This window comes from Pseudomonas sp. Z003-0.4C(8344-21), assembly GCF_900104975.1.
Taxonomy (GTDB): Bacteria; Pseudomonadota; Gammaproteobacteria; order Pseudomonadales; family Pseudomonadaceae; genus Aquipseudomonas; species Aquipseudomonas granadensis.
This window is the reverse complement of record NZ_LT629756.1, coordinates 4,183,079-4,199,328: the sequence shown is the minus strand read 5'-3', so window position 1 is coordinate 4,199,328 and position 16,250 is coordinate 4,183,079. Positions and strand designations below refer to the sequence as shown.

General features: G+C 57.4%; 17 protein-coding genes and 1 tRNA gene. 14 read left to right on the top strand and 4 right to left on the bottom strand.

What is annotated here, in order from left to right:
• Positions 1–200 precede the first annotated feature (200 nt).
• From thrS to BLU24_RS18955, 11 genes are all read left to right on the top strand, one after another.
• A complete protein-coding gene (gene thrS, locus BLU24_RS19010) occupies positions 201–2,123 on the top strand; it encodes a threonine--tRNA ligase (protein WP_093102775.1) in 1,923 nt (640 codons plus the stop codon).
• The gene (gene infC, locus BLU24_RS19005; RefSeq protein WP_169432615.1) at positions 2,123–2,674 is read left to right on the top strand and encodes a translation initiation factor IF-3; all 552 of its coding nucleotides are present in this window, start codon (positions 2,123–2,125) and stop codon (positions 2,672–2,674) included. The genes thrS and infC overlap by 1 nt, the downstream gene beginning before the upstream one ends.
• Before the next feature lie 60 nt (positions 2,675–2,734).
• Positions 2,735–2,929: a 50S ribosomal protein L35 gene (gene rpmI / locus BLU24_RS19000; RefSeq protein WP_002553160.1), complete on the top strand. Its 195-nt coding sequence runs from the start codon at positions 2,735–2,737 to the stop codon at positions 2,927–2,929.
• A gap of 27 nt (positions 2,930–2,956) precedes the next feature.
• Positions 2,957–3,313, top strand: coding sequence for a 50S ribosomal protein L20 (gene rplT, locus BLU24_RS18995; protein WP_002553161.1), 357 nt, complete (start codon positions 2,957–2,959; stop codon positions 3,311–3,313).
• 109 nt (positions 3,314–3,422) lie between these two features.
• Complete coding sequence (gene pheS, locus BLU24_RS18990; protein ID WP_090282682.1) at positions 3,423–4,439, top strand: phenylalanine--tRNA ligase subunit alpha; 1,017 nt, start codon at positions 3,423–3,425, stop codon at positions 4,437–4,439.
• Between the two features lie 26 nt (positions 4,440–4,465).
• Positions 4,466–6,844, top strand: coding sequence for a phenylalanine--tRNA ligase subunit beta (pheT, locus tag BLU24_RS18985; protein WP_093102772.1), 2,379 nt, complete (start codon positions 4,466–4,468; stop codon positions 6,842–6,844).
• A 3-nt stretch (positions 6,845–6,847) separates the two neighbouring features.
• The gene (ihfA, locus tag BLU24_RS18980) at positions 6,848–7,150 is read left to right on the top strand and encodes an integration host factor subunit alpha (RefSeq protein WP_002553164.1); all 303 of its coding nucleotides are present in this window, start codon (positions 6,848–6,850) and stop codon (positions 7,148–7,150) included.
• A complete protein-coding gene (locus BLU24_RS18975; RefSeq protein ID WP_003179985.1) occupies positions 7,131–7,487 on the top strand; it encodes a MerR family transcriptional regulator in 357 nt (118 codons plus the stop codon). The genes ihfA and BLU24_RS18975 overlap by 20 nt, the downstream gene beginning before the upstream one ends.
• A gap of 89 nt (positions 7,488–7,576) precedes the next feature.
• A tRNA-Pro gene (locus BLU24_RS18970) sits at positions 7,577–7,653 on the top strand.
• 192 nt (positions 7,654–7,845) lie between these two features.
• The gene (locus tag BLU24_RS18965) at positions 7,846–9,009 is read left to right on the top strand and encodes an acyltransferase family protein (RefSeq protein ID WP_093102769.1); all 1,164 of its coding nucleotides are present in this window, start codon (positions 7,846–7,848) and stop codon (positions 9,007–9,009) included.
• A 965-nt stretch (positions 9,010–9,974) separates the two neighbouring features.
• Positions 9,975–10,262, top strand: a complete 288-nt coding sequence (locus tag BLU24_RS18955) for a hypothetical protein (RefSeq protein WP_090282685.1) — start codon at positions 9,975–9,977, stop codon at positions 10,260–10,262.
• 111 nt (positions 10,263–10,373) lie between these two features.
• On the opposite strand, the gene BLU24_RS18950 is transcribed toward BLU24_RS18955, so the two are convergent.
• A complete protein-coding gene (locus BLU24_RS18950; RefSeq protein ID WP_093102763.1) occupies positions 10,374–10,649 on the bottom strand; it encodes a hypothetical protein in 276 nt (91 codons plus the stop codon).
• A gap of 196 nt (positions 10,650–10,845) precedes the next feature.
• On the opposite strand from BLU24_RS18950, the gene BLU24_RS18945 reads away from it, so the two are divergent.
• Positions 10,846–11,175 (top strand): hypothetical protein, encoded by a 330-nt coding sequence (locus BLU24_RS18945; RefSeq protein WP_090282687.1) that lies wholly within the window; start codon positions 10,846–10,848, stop codon positions 11,173–11,175.
• A 29-nt stretch (positions 11,176–11,204) separates the two neighbouring features.
• Here BLU24_RS18945 and BLU24_RS18940 read toward each other — a convergent pair whose 3' ends face one another.
• The 3 genes from BLU24_RS18940 to BLU24_RS18930 all read right to left on the bottom strand — a co-directional run bounded on the left by BLU24_RS18940 (position 11,205) and on the right by BLU24_RS18930 (position 14,520).
• Positions 11,205–12,149: an alpha/beta hydrolase gene (locus BLU24_RS18940; protein ID WP_093102760.1), complete on the bottom strand. Its 945-nt coding sequence runs from the start codon at positions 12,147–12,149 to the stop codon at positions 11,205–11,207.
• A gap of 112 nt (positions 12,150–12,261) precedes the next feature.
• Positions 12,262–13,260, bottom strand: coding sequence for an NAD(P)H-quinone oxidoreductase (locus BLU24_RS18935; protein ID WP_093102757.1), 999 nt, complete (start codon positions 13,258–13,260; stop codon positions 12,262–12,264).
• Between the two features lie 60 nt (positions 13,261–13,320).
• The gene (locus BLU24_RS18930; RefSeq protein ID WP_093102754.1) at positions 13,321–14,520 is read right to left on the bottom strand and encodes a YbfB/YjiJ family MFS transporter; all 1,200 of its coding nucleotides are present in this window, start codon (positions 14,518–14,520) and stop codon (positions 13,321–13,323) included.
• 109 nt (positions 14,521–14,629) lie between these two features.
• Here BLU24_RS18930 and BLU24_RS18925 point away from each other — a divergent pair, with 109 nt between their 5' ends.
• Both BLU24_RS18925 and BLU24_RS18920 read left to right on the top strand, forming a co-directional pair.
• Entirely contained in the window at positions 14,630–15,505 is an 876-nt protein-coding gene (locus BLU24_RS18925) for a LysR family transcriptional regulator (protein ID WP_093102752.1), read from the top strand.
• Between the two features lie 250 nt (positions 15,506–15,755).
• Complete coding sequence (locus BLU24_RS18920) at positions 15,756–16,226, top strand: hypothetical protein (RefSeq protein ID WP_090282692.1); 471 nt, start codon at positions 15,756–15,758, stop codon at positions 16,224–16,226.
• The last annotated feature ends 24 nt before the right edge of the window (positions 16,227–16,250 follow it).

Genomic DNA, 16,250 nt, shown 5'->3' with positions numbered 1-16,250 from the left:
CCTTCAGTCCCGGCCGCGGTCAGCGTGCGAATATCCTGATTTGAATCCCAGTCACTCTGGTTCGGTTTTCCGGTTGGCCGCAAGGCTCCTGCCGCTGTAAGGCAGGCGTTCGTCATTGAATGGCCTGGACCGGATCTTGTACTGGCTCATCCCAACCCACGTGACCTTTGGTAGGGGTCACCACTAGGAGAGGAGGCGCCATGCCAACTATTACTCTTCCCGACGGCAGTCAACGTTCATTCGATCACCCGGTTTCCGTAGCCGAGGTCGCCGCATCCATTGGTGCCGGTCTGGCCAAGGCGACCCTGGCCGGCAAGGTCAATGGGCAACTGGTCGACGCCAGCGACATCATCAGCAGCGACGCGACCCTGCAAATCATCACGCCAAAGGATGAAGAGGGGCTGGAGATCATTCGCCACTCCTGCGCGCACCTGGTTGGCCATGCGGTCAAGCAGCTGTACCCGACTGCAAAAATGGTCATCGGGCCGGTCATCGACGAAGGCTTCTATTACGACATCGCCTTCGAGCGTCCTTTTACTCCGGACGACATGGCCGCCATCGAACAGCGCATGCAGCAGCTGATCGAGAAAGATTACGACTTGATCAAGAAAGTCACTCCACGCGCCGAAGTGATCGAAGTGTTCAAGGCCCGCGGCGAAGACTACAAGCTGCGCCTGGTCGAGGACATGCCGAACGAGCAGGCCATGGGCCTGTACTATCACGAAGAATACGTCGACATGTGCCGTGGTCCGCACGTGCCGAACACGCGTTTCCTCAAATCCTTCAAGCTGACCAAGCTGTCCGGCGCCTACTGGCGCGGCGACGCCAAGAACGAGCAATTGCAGCGCGTTTACGGCACAGCCTGGGCCGACAAGAAACAACTCGCGGCCTACATTCAGCGCATCGAAGAAGCTGAAAAGCGCGATCACCGCAAGATCGGCAAACGTCTGGGTCTTTTCCACACCCAGGAAGAAGCGCCGGGCATGGTCTTCTGGCACCCGAACGGCTGGACCTTGTATCAGGTGCTCGAGCAGTACATGCGCAAGGTGCAGCGCGACAACGGCTACCTCGAGATCAAAACGCCGCAAGTCGTTGACCGCAGCCTGTGGGAGAAATCCGGGCACTGGGCCAACTATGCCGACAACATGTTCACCACCGAGTCGGAAAGCCGCGACTACGCGATCAAGCCGATGAACTGCCCGTGCCATGTGCAGGTGTTCAATCAGGGCCTGAAAAGCTACCGCGAGCTGCCGATGCGCCTGGCCGAGTTCGGTGCCTGCCACCGCAACGAGCCATCGGGTGCGCTGCATGGCATCATGCGTGTGCGTGCGTTTACTCAGGATGACGCCCACATTTTCTGCACAGAAGAGCAGATGCAGGCTGAGTCCGCTGCGTTCATCAAGCTGACCATGGACGTTTATCGCGACTTCGGCTTCACCGATGTCGAGATGAAACTGTCCACTCGTCCGGAAAAACGCGTCGGTTCCGACGAGCTGTGGGATCGCGCGGAAGCCGCACTGGCTGCAGCCCTCGATTCTGCGGGCCTGCCGTACGATCTGCAGCCGGGTGAGGGGGCGTTCTATGGTCCGAAGATCGAGTTCTCGTTAAAAGATTGCCTCGGTCGCGTCTGGCAATGTGGTACCTTGCAGCTCGATTTTAACCTGCCTGTCCGTTTGGGCGCTGAATACGTCTCCGAAGACAACAGCCGCAAACACCCGGTGATGCTGCACCGCGCGATCCTCGGTTCGTTCGAGCGTTTCGTCGGGATTCTGATCGAGCACTACGAAGGTGCATTCCCTGCCTGGCTGGCGCCAACGCAGGCGGTGATCATGAATATCACTGATAAACAGGCAGATTTTGTTGCAGAGGTTGAAAAAACTCTCAACGAAAGCGGATTTCGTGCCAAGTCCGACTTGAGAAATGAAAAGATCGGCTTTAAAATCCGCGAGCATACTTTGCTCAAGGTTCCCTATCTTTTGGTTATCGGAGATAAGGAAGTCGAGATGCAGACTGTCGCTGTGCGTACTCGTGAAGGTGCTGACCTGGGCTCGATGCCCGTCGCCCGGTTCGCTGAGTTTCTCGCGCAAGCGGTTTCCCGGCGTGGTCGCCCAGATTCGGAGTAATTATTATTAAGCGTGAAATGAGACAAGATAAACGAGCTGCACCGAAAGCCCCGATCAACGAGAATATCTCGGCACGCGAGGTTCGGTTAATTGGCGCTGATGGCGAGCAGATTGGCATCGTCTCGATTGATGAAGCGCTTCGTATCGCTGAAGAAGCAAAGCTTGATCTGGTGGAAATCTCCGCAGACGCAGTCCCGCCGGTTTGCCGTGTGATGGACTACGGCAAGTCGATCTTCGAAAAGAAGAAGCAGATTGCCGCGGCGAAGAAGAACCAGAAGCAGATTCAGGTTAAAGAAATCAAGTTTCGTCCAGGGACGGAGGAAGGGGATTACCAGGTAAAACTGCGCAACCTGGTACGTTTCCTGAGTGACGGGGACAGGGCCAAGGTATCCTTGCGATTCCGCGGCCGTGAGATGGCCCACCAGGAGCTGGGGATGGAACTCCTCAAGCGGGTTGAACAAGACCTGCTCGAGTACGGTTCGGTCGAACAGCATCCTAAGATGGAAGGACGCCAGCTGATCATGGTCATCGCCCCGAAAAAGAAGAAGTAATCAACAGGGCACGGCAGGCCTTCTGATTATGTTTATCAACTGAATGCGGAGTATCCGAACATGCCAAAAATGAAAACCAAAAGTGGTGCTGCCAAGCGGTTTCTGAAAACTGCTAACGGCATCAAGCACAAGCACGCTTTCAAGAGCCACATCCTGACTAAAATGTCGACCAAGCGTAAGCGTCAACTGCGCGGTAGCAGCTTGCTGCATCCGTCTGACGTGGCAAAAGTCGAGCGCATGCTGCGCCTTCGTTAATTTAGTCAAGAATAGAGGAAGTAACTCATGGCTCGTGTAAAGCGTGGCGTCATTGCCCGTAAGCGTCACAAAAAAATTCTGAAACTTGCTAAAGGCTACTACGGCGCACGCTCCCGCGTATTCCGTGTTGCCAAGCAAGCGGTAATCAAGGCAGGCCAGTACGCCTACCGTGACCGTCGTCAGAAAAAACGTCAGTTCCGCGCTCTGTGGATCGCTCGTATCAATGCTGGTGCTCGTGTTAACGGTCTGTCCTACAGCCGTTTCATCGCTGGCCTGAAAAAAGCGTCCATTGAGATCGACCGTAAGGTTCTGGCTGATCTGGCAGTGAACGAAAAAGCGGCGTTTGCTGCGATTGTCGAGAAAGCTAAAGCCACCTTGGCTTAAGTACCCCCGACAGTCACCCGGCCTCATCTTTGTGGGGTCAGGTGTTAAACGTCATAAATAGGGGAAGAGCCTTCAAGCTCTTCCCCTATTTTGTATCTGGAGTCTGTACATGGAAAACCTGGATGCGCTGGTCGCTCAAGCACTAGAGGCTGTGCAAAGCGCTGAAGATATCAATGCCCTGGAGCAAATCCGGGTTCAATACCTTGGCAAAAAGGGTGAATTGACTCAGGTGATGAAGACCCTGGGCAATCTTCCGGCAGAAGAGCGTCCGCAGGTCGGCGCCCTGATCAACGTTGCCAAGGAGCGTGTTACAGGCGTTCTCAATGCACGCATGGCTCTGTTTGAAGAAGCCGAACTGGCTGCCAAACTGTCCGCCGAGTCCATCGACGTGACGTTGCCGGGCCGTGGCCAGACCTCCGGTGGTCTGCATCCGGTGACCCGCACGCTGGAGCGTGTCGAGCAGTTCTTCACCCGTATTGGCTACGGCATCGCCGAAGGCCCCGAGGTCGAAGACGACTATCACAACTTCGAAGCGCTCAACATCCCAGGCCACCACCCGGCCCGGTCGATGCATGACACCTTCTATTTCAATGCCAACATGCTGCTGCGCACCCATACCTCGCCAGTACAGGTCCGCACAATGGAATCGAAGCAGCCGCCGATTCGCATCGTCTGCCCGGGCCGTGTGTATCGCAGCGACTCCGATATCACCCACTCGCCGATGTTCCACCAGGTCGAAGGCCTGCTGGTTGATCGCGATATCAATTTTGCCGATCTCAAAGGCACCATCGAAGAATTCCTGCGGGTGTTCTTCGAGAAAGAGCTGGCCGTGCGTTTCCGTCCTTCGTACTTCCCGTTCACCGAGCCATCCGCTGAAGTCGACATGGAATGCGTGATGTGCAGCGGTAAAGGCTGCCGCGTCTGCAAGCAGACTGGCTGGCTGGAAGTGATGGGCTGCGGCATGGTTCACCCGAACGTGCTGCGCATGTCCGGCATCGATCCGGAAGAGTTCTCCGGCTTTGCTTTCGGCATGGGCGTCGAGCGTCTGGCCATGCTCCGTTACGGCGTGAACGACTTGCGTCTGTTCTTCGACAACGACTTGCGGTTCCTCGCGCAATTTCGCTAGTCGTAACGAATTCTTAGGAGAGCAGGATGAAATTCAGTGAACAATGGCTGCGTGGCTGGGTTAGCCCGCAGGTAGATCGCGACGAGCTGGTTGCCCGTCTGTCGATGGCCGGTCTGGAGGTCGACAGCGTGACCCCGGCCGCCGGTGTATTCAGCGGTGTGGTGGTAGGTGAGGTGCTGAGCACCGAGCAGCACCCTGACGCCGACAAATTGCGCGTGTGCCAGGTCAGCAATGGCGCGGAAACCTTCCAGGTCGTGTGCGGTGCGCCGAACGTGCGTCCGGGCCTGAAGATTCCGTTCGCCATGATCGGCGCTGAGCTGCCGGGTGATTTCAAGATCAAGAAAGCCAAGCTGCGCGGCGTCGAGTCCAACGGCATGCTGTGCTCGCAAGCCGAGTTGCAGATTGGCGAAGGCAACGACGGTCTGATGGAGCTGCCGGCCGATGCGCCGGTCGGCGAAGATTTCCGGGTTTATCTGGATCTGGAAGACGCGAGCATCGAGGTCGACCTGACCCCGAACCGTGGCGACTGCCTGTCGCTGGCCGGTCTGGCCCGTGAAGTCGGCGCGCTGTACGCCGCGCCGGTAACGCGTCCGGTAGTAGCCGCCGTTCCAGCCACACATGACGAAGTCCGCTCGGTCGAAGTGCTGGCGCTCGCCGCATGCCCACGTTATCTGGGTCGTGTGATCCGTAACGTTGATTTGTCGAAGCCGACGCCGCTGTGGATGGTTGAACGTCTGCGTCGCGCCGATGTGCGCAGCATCGACGCTGCCGTCGACATCACCAACTATGTGATGCTCGAACTGGGTCAGCCGCTGCACGCGTTCGATCTCGCCGAAATCAATGGCGGTATTCGCGTGCGCATGGCGGAAGAGGGCGAGAAGCTCGTGCTGCTCGACGGTCAGGAAGTCAGTCTGCGTAGCGATACGCTGGTGATCGCTGACCATGGCCGTGCGCTGGCTATTGCCGGTGTCATGGGCGGTGAGCACAGCGGTGTGTCCTCGACTACGCGCGACGTTTTCCTGGAAAGTGCGTTCTTCGACCAGATCGCTGTAGCCGGCAAAGCCCGTTCGTATGGCCTGCACACCGACGCCTCGCACCGCTACGAGCGTGGCGTTGACTGGCAACTGGCCCGTGAAGCCATGGAGCGCGCCACTGGCCTGCTGCTGGACATCACCGGTGGCGAAGCCGGCCCGATCATCGAGACCGTCAGCGAGCAGCACCTGCCGTCGATCGCGCCGATCACCCTGCGTTCCCAGCGCATCACGCAAATGCTGGGCATGGAAATGGATTCGGCTCAGGTCGAAAGCCTGCTCAGCGGGTTGGGTCTGAAGATTACCGCCGATGGTGCAGGGCAGTGGCGTGTTGAAGTGCCAAGCCATCGCTTCGACATCAGCCTGGAAGTCGATCTGATCGAAGAGTTGGCCCGCCTCTACGGCTACAACCGTCTGCCGGTTCGTTACCCGCAAGCACGTCTGGCACCGCAAGCAAAGGCAGAAGCGCGTAGCGATCTGCCGGAGCTGCGTCGTCTGCTGGTTGCTCGTGGTTACCAGGAAGCGATCACTTACAGCTTCATCGATCCACGCCAGTTCGAACTGTTCAATCCGGGTGTCGAGCCACTGTTGCTGGCCAATCCGATTTCCAATGACATGGCGGCCATGCGTTCGTCGCTGTGGCCGGGTCTGGTCAGAGCGCTGCAACACAACCTCAATCGTCAGCAGGATCGCGTGCGTCTGTTCGAAAGCGGTCTGCGTTTCGTCGGCCAGCTCGACGGCCTGAAGCAAGAGCCAATGTTGTCGGGTGTGGTGTGCGGCAGCCGCCTGCCGGAAGGCTGGGCACAAGGTCGCGATACCGTGGACTTCTTCGACGTCAAGGCTGACGTGGAAGCGGTGCTGGGCTTCGCCGGTGCGCTGGATTCGTTCACTTTTGCTCCGGGCAAACACCCGGCGCTGCACCCGGGCCAAACTGCGCGCATCGAACGCGAAGGCCGTGAGGTCGGTTTCATCGGTGCAATTCACCCAGAACTGTCGAAAGCCCTGGGCCTGGATCGTCCGGTCTTCGTTTTCGAGCTGGTTCTGGCTGAAGTGGCACTCGGTAAAATGCCGAAATTCCACGAGTTGTCGCGCTTTCCTGAAGTGCGTCGTGACCTTGCACTGATCGCGCATAAAGACGTCGCAGCCTCGGCTGTACTGGACGTAATTCGTGAAAATGCAGGCGAATGGCTCACTGATCTCAGGCTGTTTGACGTGTATCAGGGTAAAGGCATTGATCCTGATAGAAAAAGCCTCGCCGTTGGCTTGACCTGGCAGCATCCATCGCGCACTCTTAATGACGATGAGGTGAATTCGACGACGCAAAATATCCTCACCTCGCTCGAACAAAGGTTGAACGCCACGTTAAGGAAGTGACGTATGGGGGCTTTGACGAAAGCTGAGATGGCGGAACGTCTGTATGAAGAGCTGGGCCTGAACAAGCGGGAAGCCAAGGAATTGGTAGAACTGTTTTTCGAGGAAATCAGGCACGCTCTTGAAGACAACGAGCAGGTCAAATTGTCCGGTTTCGGCAATTTCGACCTTCGGGACAAACGCCAGCGGCCTGGCCGCAACCCGAAAACGGGGGAAGAAATCCCGATCACGGCTCGCCGTGTGGTCACCTTTCGTCCAGGGCAGAAGTTGAAGGCCCGAGTTGAGGCTTATGCTGGAACCAAGTCATAACGACGAACTACCCGTCATCCCGGGCAAACGCTACTTCACCATTGGTGAAGTCAGCGAGCTGTGTGCCGTAAAGCCACACGTGCTGCGCTACTGGGAGCAGGAGTTTCCTCAGCTCAACCCCGTCAAACGCCGCGGAAACCGCCGGTATTATCAGCGCCAGGACGTGCTGATGATCCGGCAGATCCGCGCGCTCCTCTACGATCAGGGTTTCACCATCGGCGGCGCACGCCTGCGCCTGTCCGGCGATGAAGCCAAAGACGACACCACCCAGTACAAGCAGATGATCCGGCAGATGATTGCCGAGCTCGAAGACGTGCTGGTAGTACTCAAGAAATAAAAAGCAGCGTTTGAATACTTCCAGTTTTCAAACGCTTGCGCTATATTCTTGAACGTTCTTCGAGGTGAAGAACGAGATGCAACATCAGTCGGGGCGTAGCGCAGTCCGGTAGCGCACTAGCATGGGGTGCTAGGGGTCGAGTGTTCGAATCACTCCGTCCCGACCATATATTTCAATGACTTAGCCGAACTCTAGCCAGTTCGGCTTTTTCATGGGCGGGGACTTTTGCGGAGGGCATGCTGTTTTCCTCCTTGGAATGGTCAAGGCCGACCCGCGTGAGCCCGGCTTCGAGTTGCCATGAGATGCTGCGCGTGACGGCAGAAGGTGCTCGCTTTGGTCTCAATGCTATGAGGTAGCCATGTTCATTGGCGCAGCCTCTGGTATATTCGCTGCGCCGAAGGACACATTGGATGCGCAGGGAATGAAGGATAGCAACAGGCTTGAATCTTTAACGTTCTTTAGGTTTATCGCTGCGGCATCTGTCGTGATATTTCACTATGGAAGAGATACCCAGTTTTACAAACTGCTTCCTTCCGTTCTTGCTGCTGGTTCAATTGCAGTAACGTTCTTTTTTGTTCTGTCTGGATTTGTTATTGCATTATCTTCCATCAAGAAAGAGTTTTCTGTTGGCGGTTTCTATGTGGATCGACTCGCCAGAATTTTGCCGGTCTATCTTATAGCGTTGGTTTTAACGCTAGCCCTGATAGGTCTAGTGGGAAAAGATACTGAGTTGATTTTATCTGTTTTGATGCTGCAATCATGGGTTAGTCCATATCCATTGTCGCTTAATATGCCAGCTTGGTCTGTGTCCGTTGAGATGGCTTTCTATTTGCTTGCGCCCGCTTTAATCGTTCTGGCAAGAAAAGGGGTGGGCTCGCCAGTAGTGTGGATTGCTGTTTCCTGCGTTTTTTGGCTGGCGACACAGCTTGTGTTGTCATCGATTAACCAGTCTGAGTTTGCAACACTCAACCCATCACGCGCGGTAGATATTGTTTATTATTTTCCACCCGCGCATTTTTGCAGCTTCGTGCTTGGGTTTTCCGGAGGTTACGCGTATTCAAGGCTAAAAGCTGGTGGTGCTTATGCGCAGGCAAAGAATGTCGTTTTATTTATTCTGTCAATTGTTGTTATCTACGCACTGTCAAAAACTGGAAGAGTGATCAATGATTTTTTTGGAGAGAAGTTTGCATATGGGTCAAGCTTCTATGCGGTGGTTTTTTTGTTTTTTATTTATAGTTGTGCAGTTTGCAATCATGCCATTCCTCGGTTCATGAAAGGGAAATTATCTACGCTGCTTGGCGATGCCAGCTACGCGCTTTATATCATGCAGATGCCAGTGTATCTTTTGCTATCCAGGTTTTATCCATCATCTGCTACGGGATATGAGCTCCATTTTTGGACTTACTTTGCACTGCTTCTCGCGGTTTCGGTGTCGCTTCACATATTGGTCGAAAAGCCCATCGTGAAAGCCGTGAAGAAGAGACGCCTGGAAGCGAATGAGAAAATAGTAGTTGCCGCTTAGTGCGCCTAAAACAAAAAGCCCGCCATCGAACGCGCTTTTTTCCACGTGAGTACAGCTGAATTTGACTAACGAGCGCGCGAGGGTAATTCCCGCTCGTCGAGCGAATCGCACTCTCTGGCGTGGAATCGTCTCTCAGTAGTAAGCGCAGGCCCTGCGCCAATGACGGGAGAAAATGATGATTGACGACAACAACGGTCCTGAAGCTCCGTATCCGGGACCAGGCGAGCAAACGCCGGACTCTGGCGAGGGCCATGATTCTGGCCTGGAACAGGCTATCTCTGAGCCAAAGCAGGGTGCCGACGAGCGACCAGAGGACTGGAATCCGCCACCCGGAAATCCTGGTTCTGACCAGGATGCCCAGACAGGTCGGGATAACGGCGGCGCGAAACAGGCGCCATGAACCTTTACCGTTCACAAGACCCGGCCAGCGTGCCGGGTTTTTTGTTGCCGTCGACCTATGGATGAGTCAGAAACAGACACGAACTCGCCACCCTGCGTTTGTTTCGAACGCCGGGGCGCCCGCGCTGGATACTTCGATCCAGGCGCGGGCGGTCGGCACGTTCACTCCACGATACAGATCCAGCGATGGTTGTATCGGTAAGGTGCGCGGGTGAAATGGATGTCTGAAACTCTATTCATGCCTCGCTCTTGAAGCGCTTCAGTCAGTTTTGCGAGTGTCTCTGCCTGGATAGTCATTACTGTCACCTCGTCAGATTTACTGCGTTCATAATTCTTGACCGAGGGATCAGGTGGCTAATTCATTTTTTCTAAGTTAATGATGGAGGTCGCGCAAAGATATGCGCCACTCCAAAGCAGTCGCAAAACCTCATCGGGAGCGACGCTAGCTTTCAGCTATTAGCACATCCGACCTAATTGCCCCAGTCCCGGCTCGACTTTAAAGTCCTATCGCCTGACAGGTTGCTGTCAAAATTTTCTGGTATAAAAATCAAAAAGGTCGATCTGCAATGAACTCATCAAGGACTGTCCCGGTTCTCGTTTTACTCGCAACATTCGCGCTCGCGGTCTCTGGGTGCCAGACCGTCAAACCGGGCGAAAGTGATCTGAAGGATCGAGCGCAGACCACCATTGGCAAACCCGTTATCAAGGTTTCAAACATCCGCAACGACTTCAATACAACCTACTACACCGCTCAAACCGATGGCGGCGAATACAAGTGCGAACTTCCGAGCGGCCCGATGGTTGCGCTGGGCTCCATGGGCATGGGACTGGGCGCTCAATGCACCAAGCAATGACGGACCGGTTTCTTCGGGACTGAAATGAAAAGGCCAATGTCGATGACATTGGCCTTTTCATTTATGGAGCCAGAGCACAGACCGGATGGTCTGTGAGTTGTCCATTGGAAATTACTGCGTGGGCTTTTTCTCCAGGTCTTTGGAGTCGCTGGACGTGGCGGCATCCTTCTGCGTCTCATGAGGCTCCGCGCCCGCGTTGGCACCTGACGACTCTTCGCCTTTCTTGTTCGCCTTCTCATCATGGTCGCGGGAGCTTTCTGCATGATTGACACCGGGCAGCGCGGTGGCGGGGGTGGCGGCGCCCGCTGTCGTTTCCGCTGCCGATGCATGAAGCGGGCCGATCAGAAACAGACTGGCGAACGATAAGGCGGCGATTGTCCTGTTCATTGCATGAGCCTTCTGCGCGACGGGATGTACTGATTTGGATGAGCCAGCCCGCCAAAGGTGCGAGGTTCTGGACGAGCGGCAGAGCTTGGGATGTATTCGGTTCAAGGATTAGTCTTCGCAGGAAGGCAAATTGCTGGCCCCCGGACTTGATCTGCCCCGGCAAAATCGCCTTTTTTCAAAAGGTTAGGTCGGCTAAATGCGGACGATTGTTATCACCGTTGCGACGCTTTCCCTGGCTTTGATCGCCTCGGGCGTACAGGCAAAAGAGCTGAGCAAGGGCCACCGCTTTGCCTGCACATGGGGCTCGGACATTGCTGCCGGCGCGCAGCGGTCAAAACTGTCTGGAGTCTCGTTGTACGGGGCACGCAAACAATTGCAGGTTCGGCGGTTCCAGCAGCCCTGGATGCGCATGACCGCGATGGGCATTACCGAGCAAACCTATAACAGCAGTTCGAAGTTGAACCCCGCGGCGGTCAAGCAGACTTATTACGAACAGTGCGTACGCCACGAACTGGCACGGCGCTGATGCCGGTGGGCGTAGGTTGACCGGACAGCTCAGGAGTCGCGAGAGCCCTTGGCCACTGCCGGCCCGGCCACCTGCGGCGACGGTTTGGTCTGCATCAATGCATCCAGTGCCTTGCGATAACCCTGGCCGCCGAGGGCCATGCTGTTGTTGTGCGTCGCTCCGGGCACCAGCAGCAGGCGCTTGGGCTGCTCAGCGGCATTGAACAATTGCTCGCTGAAGCGCGGCGGTACGAAGGCGTCCGCCTGGCCATGCACCACCAGCAGTGGCATGTGAATGTCGGCTATCTTGTCGATGGAATCGAATTTCTGTGACAACAGCCAGCGCACGGGTAGCGAGGTATTGGCGACGGCGGCAGCCACGTCGGCCAGCGACGTGAAGGTCGACTCAATGACCAGACCGCGCACGGGTAAGGGGGAGTGGCTGCGAGCAGCGCGCTGTCCGAGTTCAGCGGCCAGGTCAATCGCTACCGCGCCGCCGAGAGAGTGACCATAGATCAGGCGCTTGTTCGGGTCCGGTTGCAGCAGTTGGAAGCGCTCCCACGCAACGCGAGCGTCTTCATAAACACTGCTTTCCGACGGTAGATCACCTTTGCTCTGACCGAAGCCGCGGTAATCGATAGCCAGCACCGAATAACCCGCTGCGCGCAGTTGCTCGATGCGGAACAACTGACCGGTGAGGTTCCAGCGAACCCCGTGCAGGTAAAGAATCGCTGGCGCATCGGCTTTTTCCGCCGGCCACCACCAGGCATGGATGTTTTGCCCGGCCTTGAAGCTTTTCGGCTGCAGATCGAGCTCCTGCACGCTGCCGGGCAAGCCGCGATACCAGCCAGCGTTGCCCGGTTCGATGCGAAACAGCAGGGTGCGCTCGGTGTGTTCGAGCACGGCACAACTGGTCGGCACGCCGATGATCAACGCGGCCATGCAGGCGAACGCCAGGCGGCGACGGCGCAGACGCGTCATGAAGGACCGGAACATTAAACGTTTCACCTGAGCGCAGACAAAGAACGCCTTTTACCAGATGCCTCGGTCTGCGCGTAATTTTTTCGACCGCTGTCCGGCTGTATTGATTACAAAATGCTGCGATGCCTCAAGTCACCTGCAGCACGATCTTACCGATATGGTCACCTGCCTCCATATGGGCGTGGGCCTTCGCCGCGTCGGTCAGTGGGTAGACCTTATCAATCATGGGCAGGCAGCGCCCGGCAGCCAGCGCCGGCCAGACGTGTTCATGCAGTTGCGCAGCGATTTCGGCTTTTTCCGCTGAGGTGCGAGCGCGCAGCAGCGAGCCGGTGACCACCGCGCGTTTGCCGAGAATGGCCAGCAAGTCGACGTCATTGGCCCGCGCGCCGCCGAGGAAGCCGAGCATGACCAGTCGGCCGTCCATTGCCAGTGCGCTGACATTACTGTTGAAGTACGAGCCGCCCATGATGTCGAGAATTACGTTGACCCCGTGATTGTCGGTCTTCTCGGCGATCACTTCAGCGAAATCTGCATCGCGATAATTGATCGCCTCGCCACCCAGCTCACGGATCGCTGCGCATTTGTCGGCGCTGCCGGCCGTGGCAAAGGCTTCAATGGCGAATTCACGGCACAGCATCAGCGCGGTAGTGCCAATGCCGCTGGTGCCACCGTGAATCAGCACACGCTGGCCGCGACTCGCGCCGCCGAGACCGAACAAGTTGGCCCAAACGGTGAAGAACGTTTCCGGAATGGCCGCAGCATGCACCCAGTCGAGGCCGGCGGGGATCGGCAGAGTCTGGCCGGCTGGAACCGCACAATATTCGGCATAGCCGCCGCCATTGGTCAACGCGCAGACGCGGTCACCCATGGCGAACTGCTTCACACCCTCACCAAGCGCGACGACTTCGCCGGCGACTTCCAGTCCTGGAATCGGGTTCATGCCGGGCTTCATAGGGTACTTGCCAGCACGCTGCAAGGCGTCCGGGCGATTGATGCCGGCGGCATGCACGCGAATCAGCACTTCGCCGGCGGCAGCGACCGGCAGCGGCACGCGCTTGGGCTGCAAGACTTCGGGCCCGCCGGGCTCAGTGATTTCGATACGGGTCATTTCATTGGGCAGCGACATGTCGACTCCTGTAGGCGTGCGTTCTGTAATGGGAGCTTGCCGGGTAGGCAATGATTCCCCTCAATTTGTGCAACGGTGTGGTTGAGCCGCGACGGGCAGCCACTTCACGGCATGTTCCAGCAGCAGCGCTACAACGATCGCGCCAGCGGCAATCACGAACAACAACGCGTGATGACCGCCACTGGCATTGAACAGCGCCGAATAGGCAAACCCGGCCAAGGCTTGAAACGTGGCGAATGACACCGTGGCGCGACTCCAGGCGATCTGCTGACCATGATGCTCCGGCACCAGCTCATGTACCCGCGCCAGGGCCAGCGGCACGATGCCGGGCGGGAAGGAACCGAGAATCACCGCCAACAACGCCAGTGCCAGAAACGAGTGAGATACTGCGAGCAGGCCGAGAGCAATCGCTTGCACCACCAGCACCCAGCGGATGCCAGAGCGTGCGCCAAGGTGATCGGCGAGAAAACCATAACTCACCGGCCCGACAATCGCGCCCAGACCGTACATCACCCAGATCAGCGCACCGGTATGCGCGCCGGCACCAAGGCCACGTGCAACGTAATCCACCAGAAACACCATCGCCGGCACCAGGCCCGCGGCCATGAACGCGTACTGAGCGAACAACAGATACACCGCGCGCGGTGTTGACTGTACGCCCGTCGCTTCATGTGTCACTGGCGGATGCGCAAAGTCGTCCGGCCAGCCGAACCAGCTCAGGGCCGTCAGCACCAGCGCCAGAATGCCAAGGCCCAGCCAGGTGGCCTGCAATCCGAGACTCAACAGCGGCGGCACCAACGTCCCGGAGGCAGCGATACCGAGGCCGATGCCGAGGAAGATCGCACCACTGGCCAATCCTTTGCGTGCTGCCGGCACATGCGGCAGAACGGTTGCAGCCACCAGCACCATGATTGCGCCCCCGGCAATGCCCGACAGCAGCCGCCAGCCGAAGAACCAGCTCACCGACAACGGAAATGCACAGGCAAAAAACGCCGCCGTCACTCCCAGCATCATTAACCGCAGGGCATTTTTATTGCCGAGTTGGCGCGCTGTCGGCCGACCTAGCAGGGCACCGATCAAGTAGCCGACCAGATTGGCTGCGCCGAGGTAGACCACATCATTGGCGCTGAACCAGCGGGCTTCAATCAGCGAAGGGATCAACGGGGTGTAAGCGAAGCGCGCCAAGCCAATGCTGACCAGGCTGGCACAGAGGCCGGCGAAGATCGGCATCCAGATGCCGGATGAGGTAGAAGTACGCATGACAGCGATCTCGTGAAAGGTTTATAGCGCTGAGCATATCCGCTATCGTTGCTGCGATAACGCAGCGATTAAGCGACGCGCTGATGCATTTTTGCATCAAGGGGAAAACATGAATTGGGATGATGCGCGAATGTTTCTGGCGGTTTGCCGGGAGTCGACGCTGCGGGGCGCGGCGCGGGTGCTGGGCGTGGATCAGGCCACCGTCGGGCGGCGTATTACCGCGTTGGAAAAGACCCTGAGTGCGACTTTATTCCTGCGCACTTCCGACGGTTACGCATTGACTGCAGTCGGCGAAGCGGCGCTCAGGAGTGTGGAGAAAATGGAGCAGTCCGCGCTGGATCTGCAGCGGCAAATCGAAGGTCTGGACGATCGCCTGACCGGCACCGTGCGGGTCAGCACCACCGATTCGCTGGCCATTGATTTCCTGATCCCGGCCATGGCGCGCTTGCATGCCCGGCATCCGGACGTGCGCGTGCAACTGGAGGCGTCCACGCAGATTCTCAGTCTGGCCAAACGCGAAGCCGATATCGCCGTGCGCAACACCCGGCCGGACAATCCAGATCTGATTGCCCGACGCATCGCCCGCTGGCCGGTGGGCCTGTTCGCTTCGCAGGCCTACATCGACACCAATGGCTCACCGCAGCCAGACACGGCGTTCGAAGGTCATGATCTGGTGGTCTATCAACCCTATCTGCAAAGCAAGAAAGATTTGACGCTGGTCTGCGAGCCGTTGAATCGCGGGCGAATCGTCGCCAGTCTCAGCTCCAGTCTGCTGGTGCGCCGCTCGATCGCGGCCGGTCTGGGTGTAGGAGAAATTCCGGTTTACATGGGTGAACGCGATGGCCTGATCAGATTGTGGCCGCAACGCACGCGTCCGCTGCCGTACGACGTGTGGCTGGTGACCCATGCGGATTTGCGCCACACGGCGCGGGTGAGAGCGGTAATCGAGCAGATTGTCGAAGCGTTTGCGCAGGAAAATGAGTGAGCTCAAGGCTGCTTGGATGAGGCTACGTCGGCTGACGAAAAAGCCTACAAACGTGGCCGAATCGGCCGGCTTGTTGGTATTGGGTAACGGCTTTATCGTTTCCACAGTCCGGTGAGAGTCGCAGGGCTCGCACTGAAACGATCGACCACGGAAGGTCTCGGTAACCACCACAGGTGACGAATTGAAAGCCAGGGAAATGAGGCAATGTTCAGACAGTGATCCATTCAACGACAGCCGGAATACGCACACCATGAGCAGCATAAGCCGCGAAGAGTTCGATGCCAGGATCGAGACCATAGAAGCAAGGATGGATGCGCGGATGGAGGGCGTATCGATGCGTATCGATGCATTTCTGGCGGCTCAGGCCGAGCGGGACAAGGCAGACTCCCGTATTCGGTCGGAGATGGACAGGGCGCAGTCGGAGCGAGACAGGGCGCAGTCGGAGCGGGACAAACGCTTCGAATTGATGTCCTCAGCGATCCAGAACATTGCACAGGAATCGAAAGAAGCCATCAGGCAGGCGAGCACGACGAAAGCCAATGTCTGGGCCGCGGCCGCCGTTCAGTTGGTGGGGCTCGTCGCCATCGTCGTCGGTGCCTGTTATGCCAATCAGGCCAACACTTATGCAGCGGTCCAGACGACGTTGGCGGCGATTCAGGCGGGCAAGGAGTTTACCGTGCCCATACCGCCGATGCTGCCGTGGAGCAAATCACCCGAATAAAAAACGGCCTTCATTGGAAGGCCG

Excerpts from the sequence above, each read along its gene's own strand:
- BLU24_RS18930 (WP_093102754.1), bottom strand. The coding sequence starts at position 14,520 with ATGCGTACTTCTACCTCATCCGGCATCTGGATGCCGATCTTCGCCGGC.
- thrS (WP_093102775.1), top strand. The coding sequence starts at position 201 with ATGCCAACTATTACTCTTCCCGACGGCAGTCAACGTTCATTCGATCAC.
- rpmI (WP_002553160.1), top strand. The coding sequence starts at position 2,735 with ATGCCAAAAATGAAAACCAAAAGTGGTGCTGCCAAGCGGTTTCTGAAA.
- BLU24_RS18945 (WP_090282687.1), top strand. The coding sequence starts at position 10,846 with ATGCGGACGATTGTTATCACCGTTGCGACGCTTTCCCTGGCTTTGATC.
- BLU24_RS18975 (WP_003179985.1), top strand. The coding sequence starts at position 7,131 with ATGCTGGAACCAAGTCATAACGACGAACTACCCGTCATCCCGGGCAAA.
- ihfA (WP_002553164.1), top strand. The coding sequence starts at position 6,848 with ATGGGGGCTTTGACGAAAGCTGAGATGGCGGAACGTCTGTATGAAGAG.
- BLU24_RS18920 (WP_090282692.1), top strand. The coding sequence starts at position 15,756 with ATGAGCAGCATAAGCCGCGAAGAGTTCGATGCCAGGATCGAGACCATA.
- BLU24_RS18925 (WP_093102752.1), top strand. The coding sequence starts at position 14,630 with ATGAATTGGGATGATGCGCGAATGTTTCTGGCGGTTTGCCGGGAGTCG.
- rplT (WP_002553161.1), top strand. The coding sequence starts at position 2,957 with ATGGCTCGTGTAAAGCGTGGCGTCATTGCCCGTAAGCGTCACAAAAAA.
- BLU24_RS18950 (WP_093102763.1), bottom strand. The coding sequence starts at position 10,649 with ATGAACAGGACAATCGCCGCCTTATCGTTCGCCAGTCTGTTTCTGATC.
- BLU24_RS18955 (WP_090282685.1), top strand. The coding sequence starts at position 9,975 with ATGAACTCATCAAGGACTGTCCCGGTTCTCGTTTTACTCGCAACATTC.
- BLU24_RS18940 (WP_093102760.1), bottom strand. The coding sequence starts at position 12,149 with ATGTTCCGGTCCTTCATGACGCGTCTGCGCCGTCGCCGCCTGGCGTTC.
- BLU24_RS18935 (WP_093102757.1), bottom strand. The coding sequence starts at position 13,260 with ATGTCGCTGCCCAATGAAATGACCCGTATCGAAATCACTGAGCCCGGC.
- BLU24_RS18965 (WP_093102769.1), top strand. The coding sequence starts at position 7,846 with ATGTTCATTGGCGCAGCCTCTGGTATATTCGCTGCGCCGAAGGACACA.
- pheT (WP_093102772.1), top strand. The coding sequence starts at position 4,466 with ATGAAATTCAGTGAACAATGGCTGCGTGGCTGGGTTAGCCCGCAGGTA.
- pheS (WP_090282682.1), top strand. The coding sequence starts at position 3,423 with ATGGAAAACCTGGATGCGCTGGTCGCTCAAGCACTAGAGGCTGTGCAA.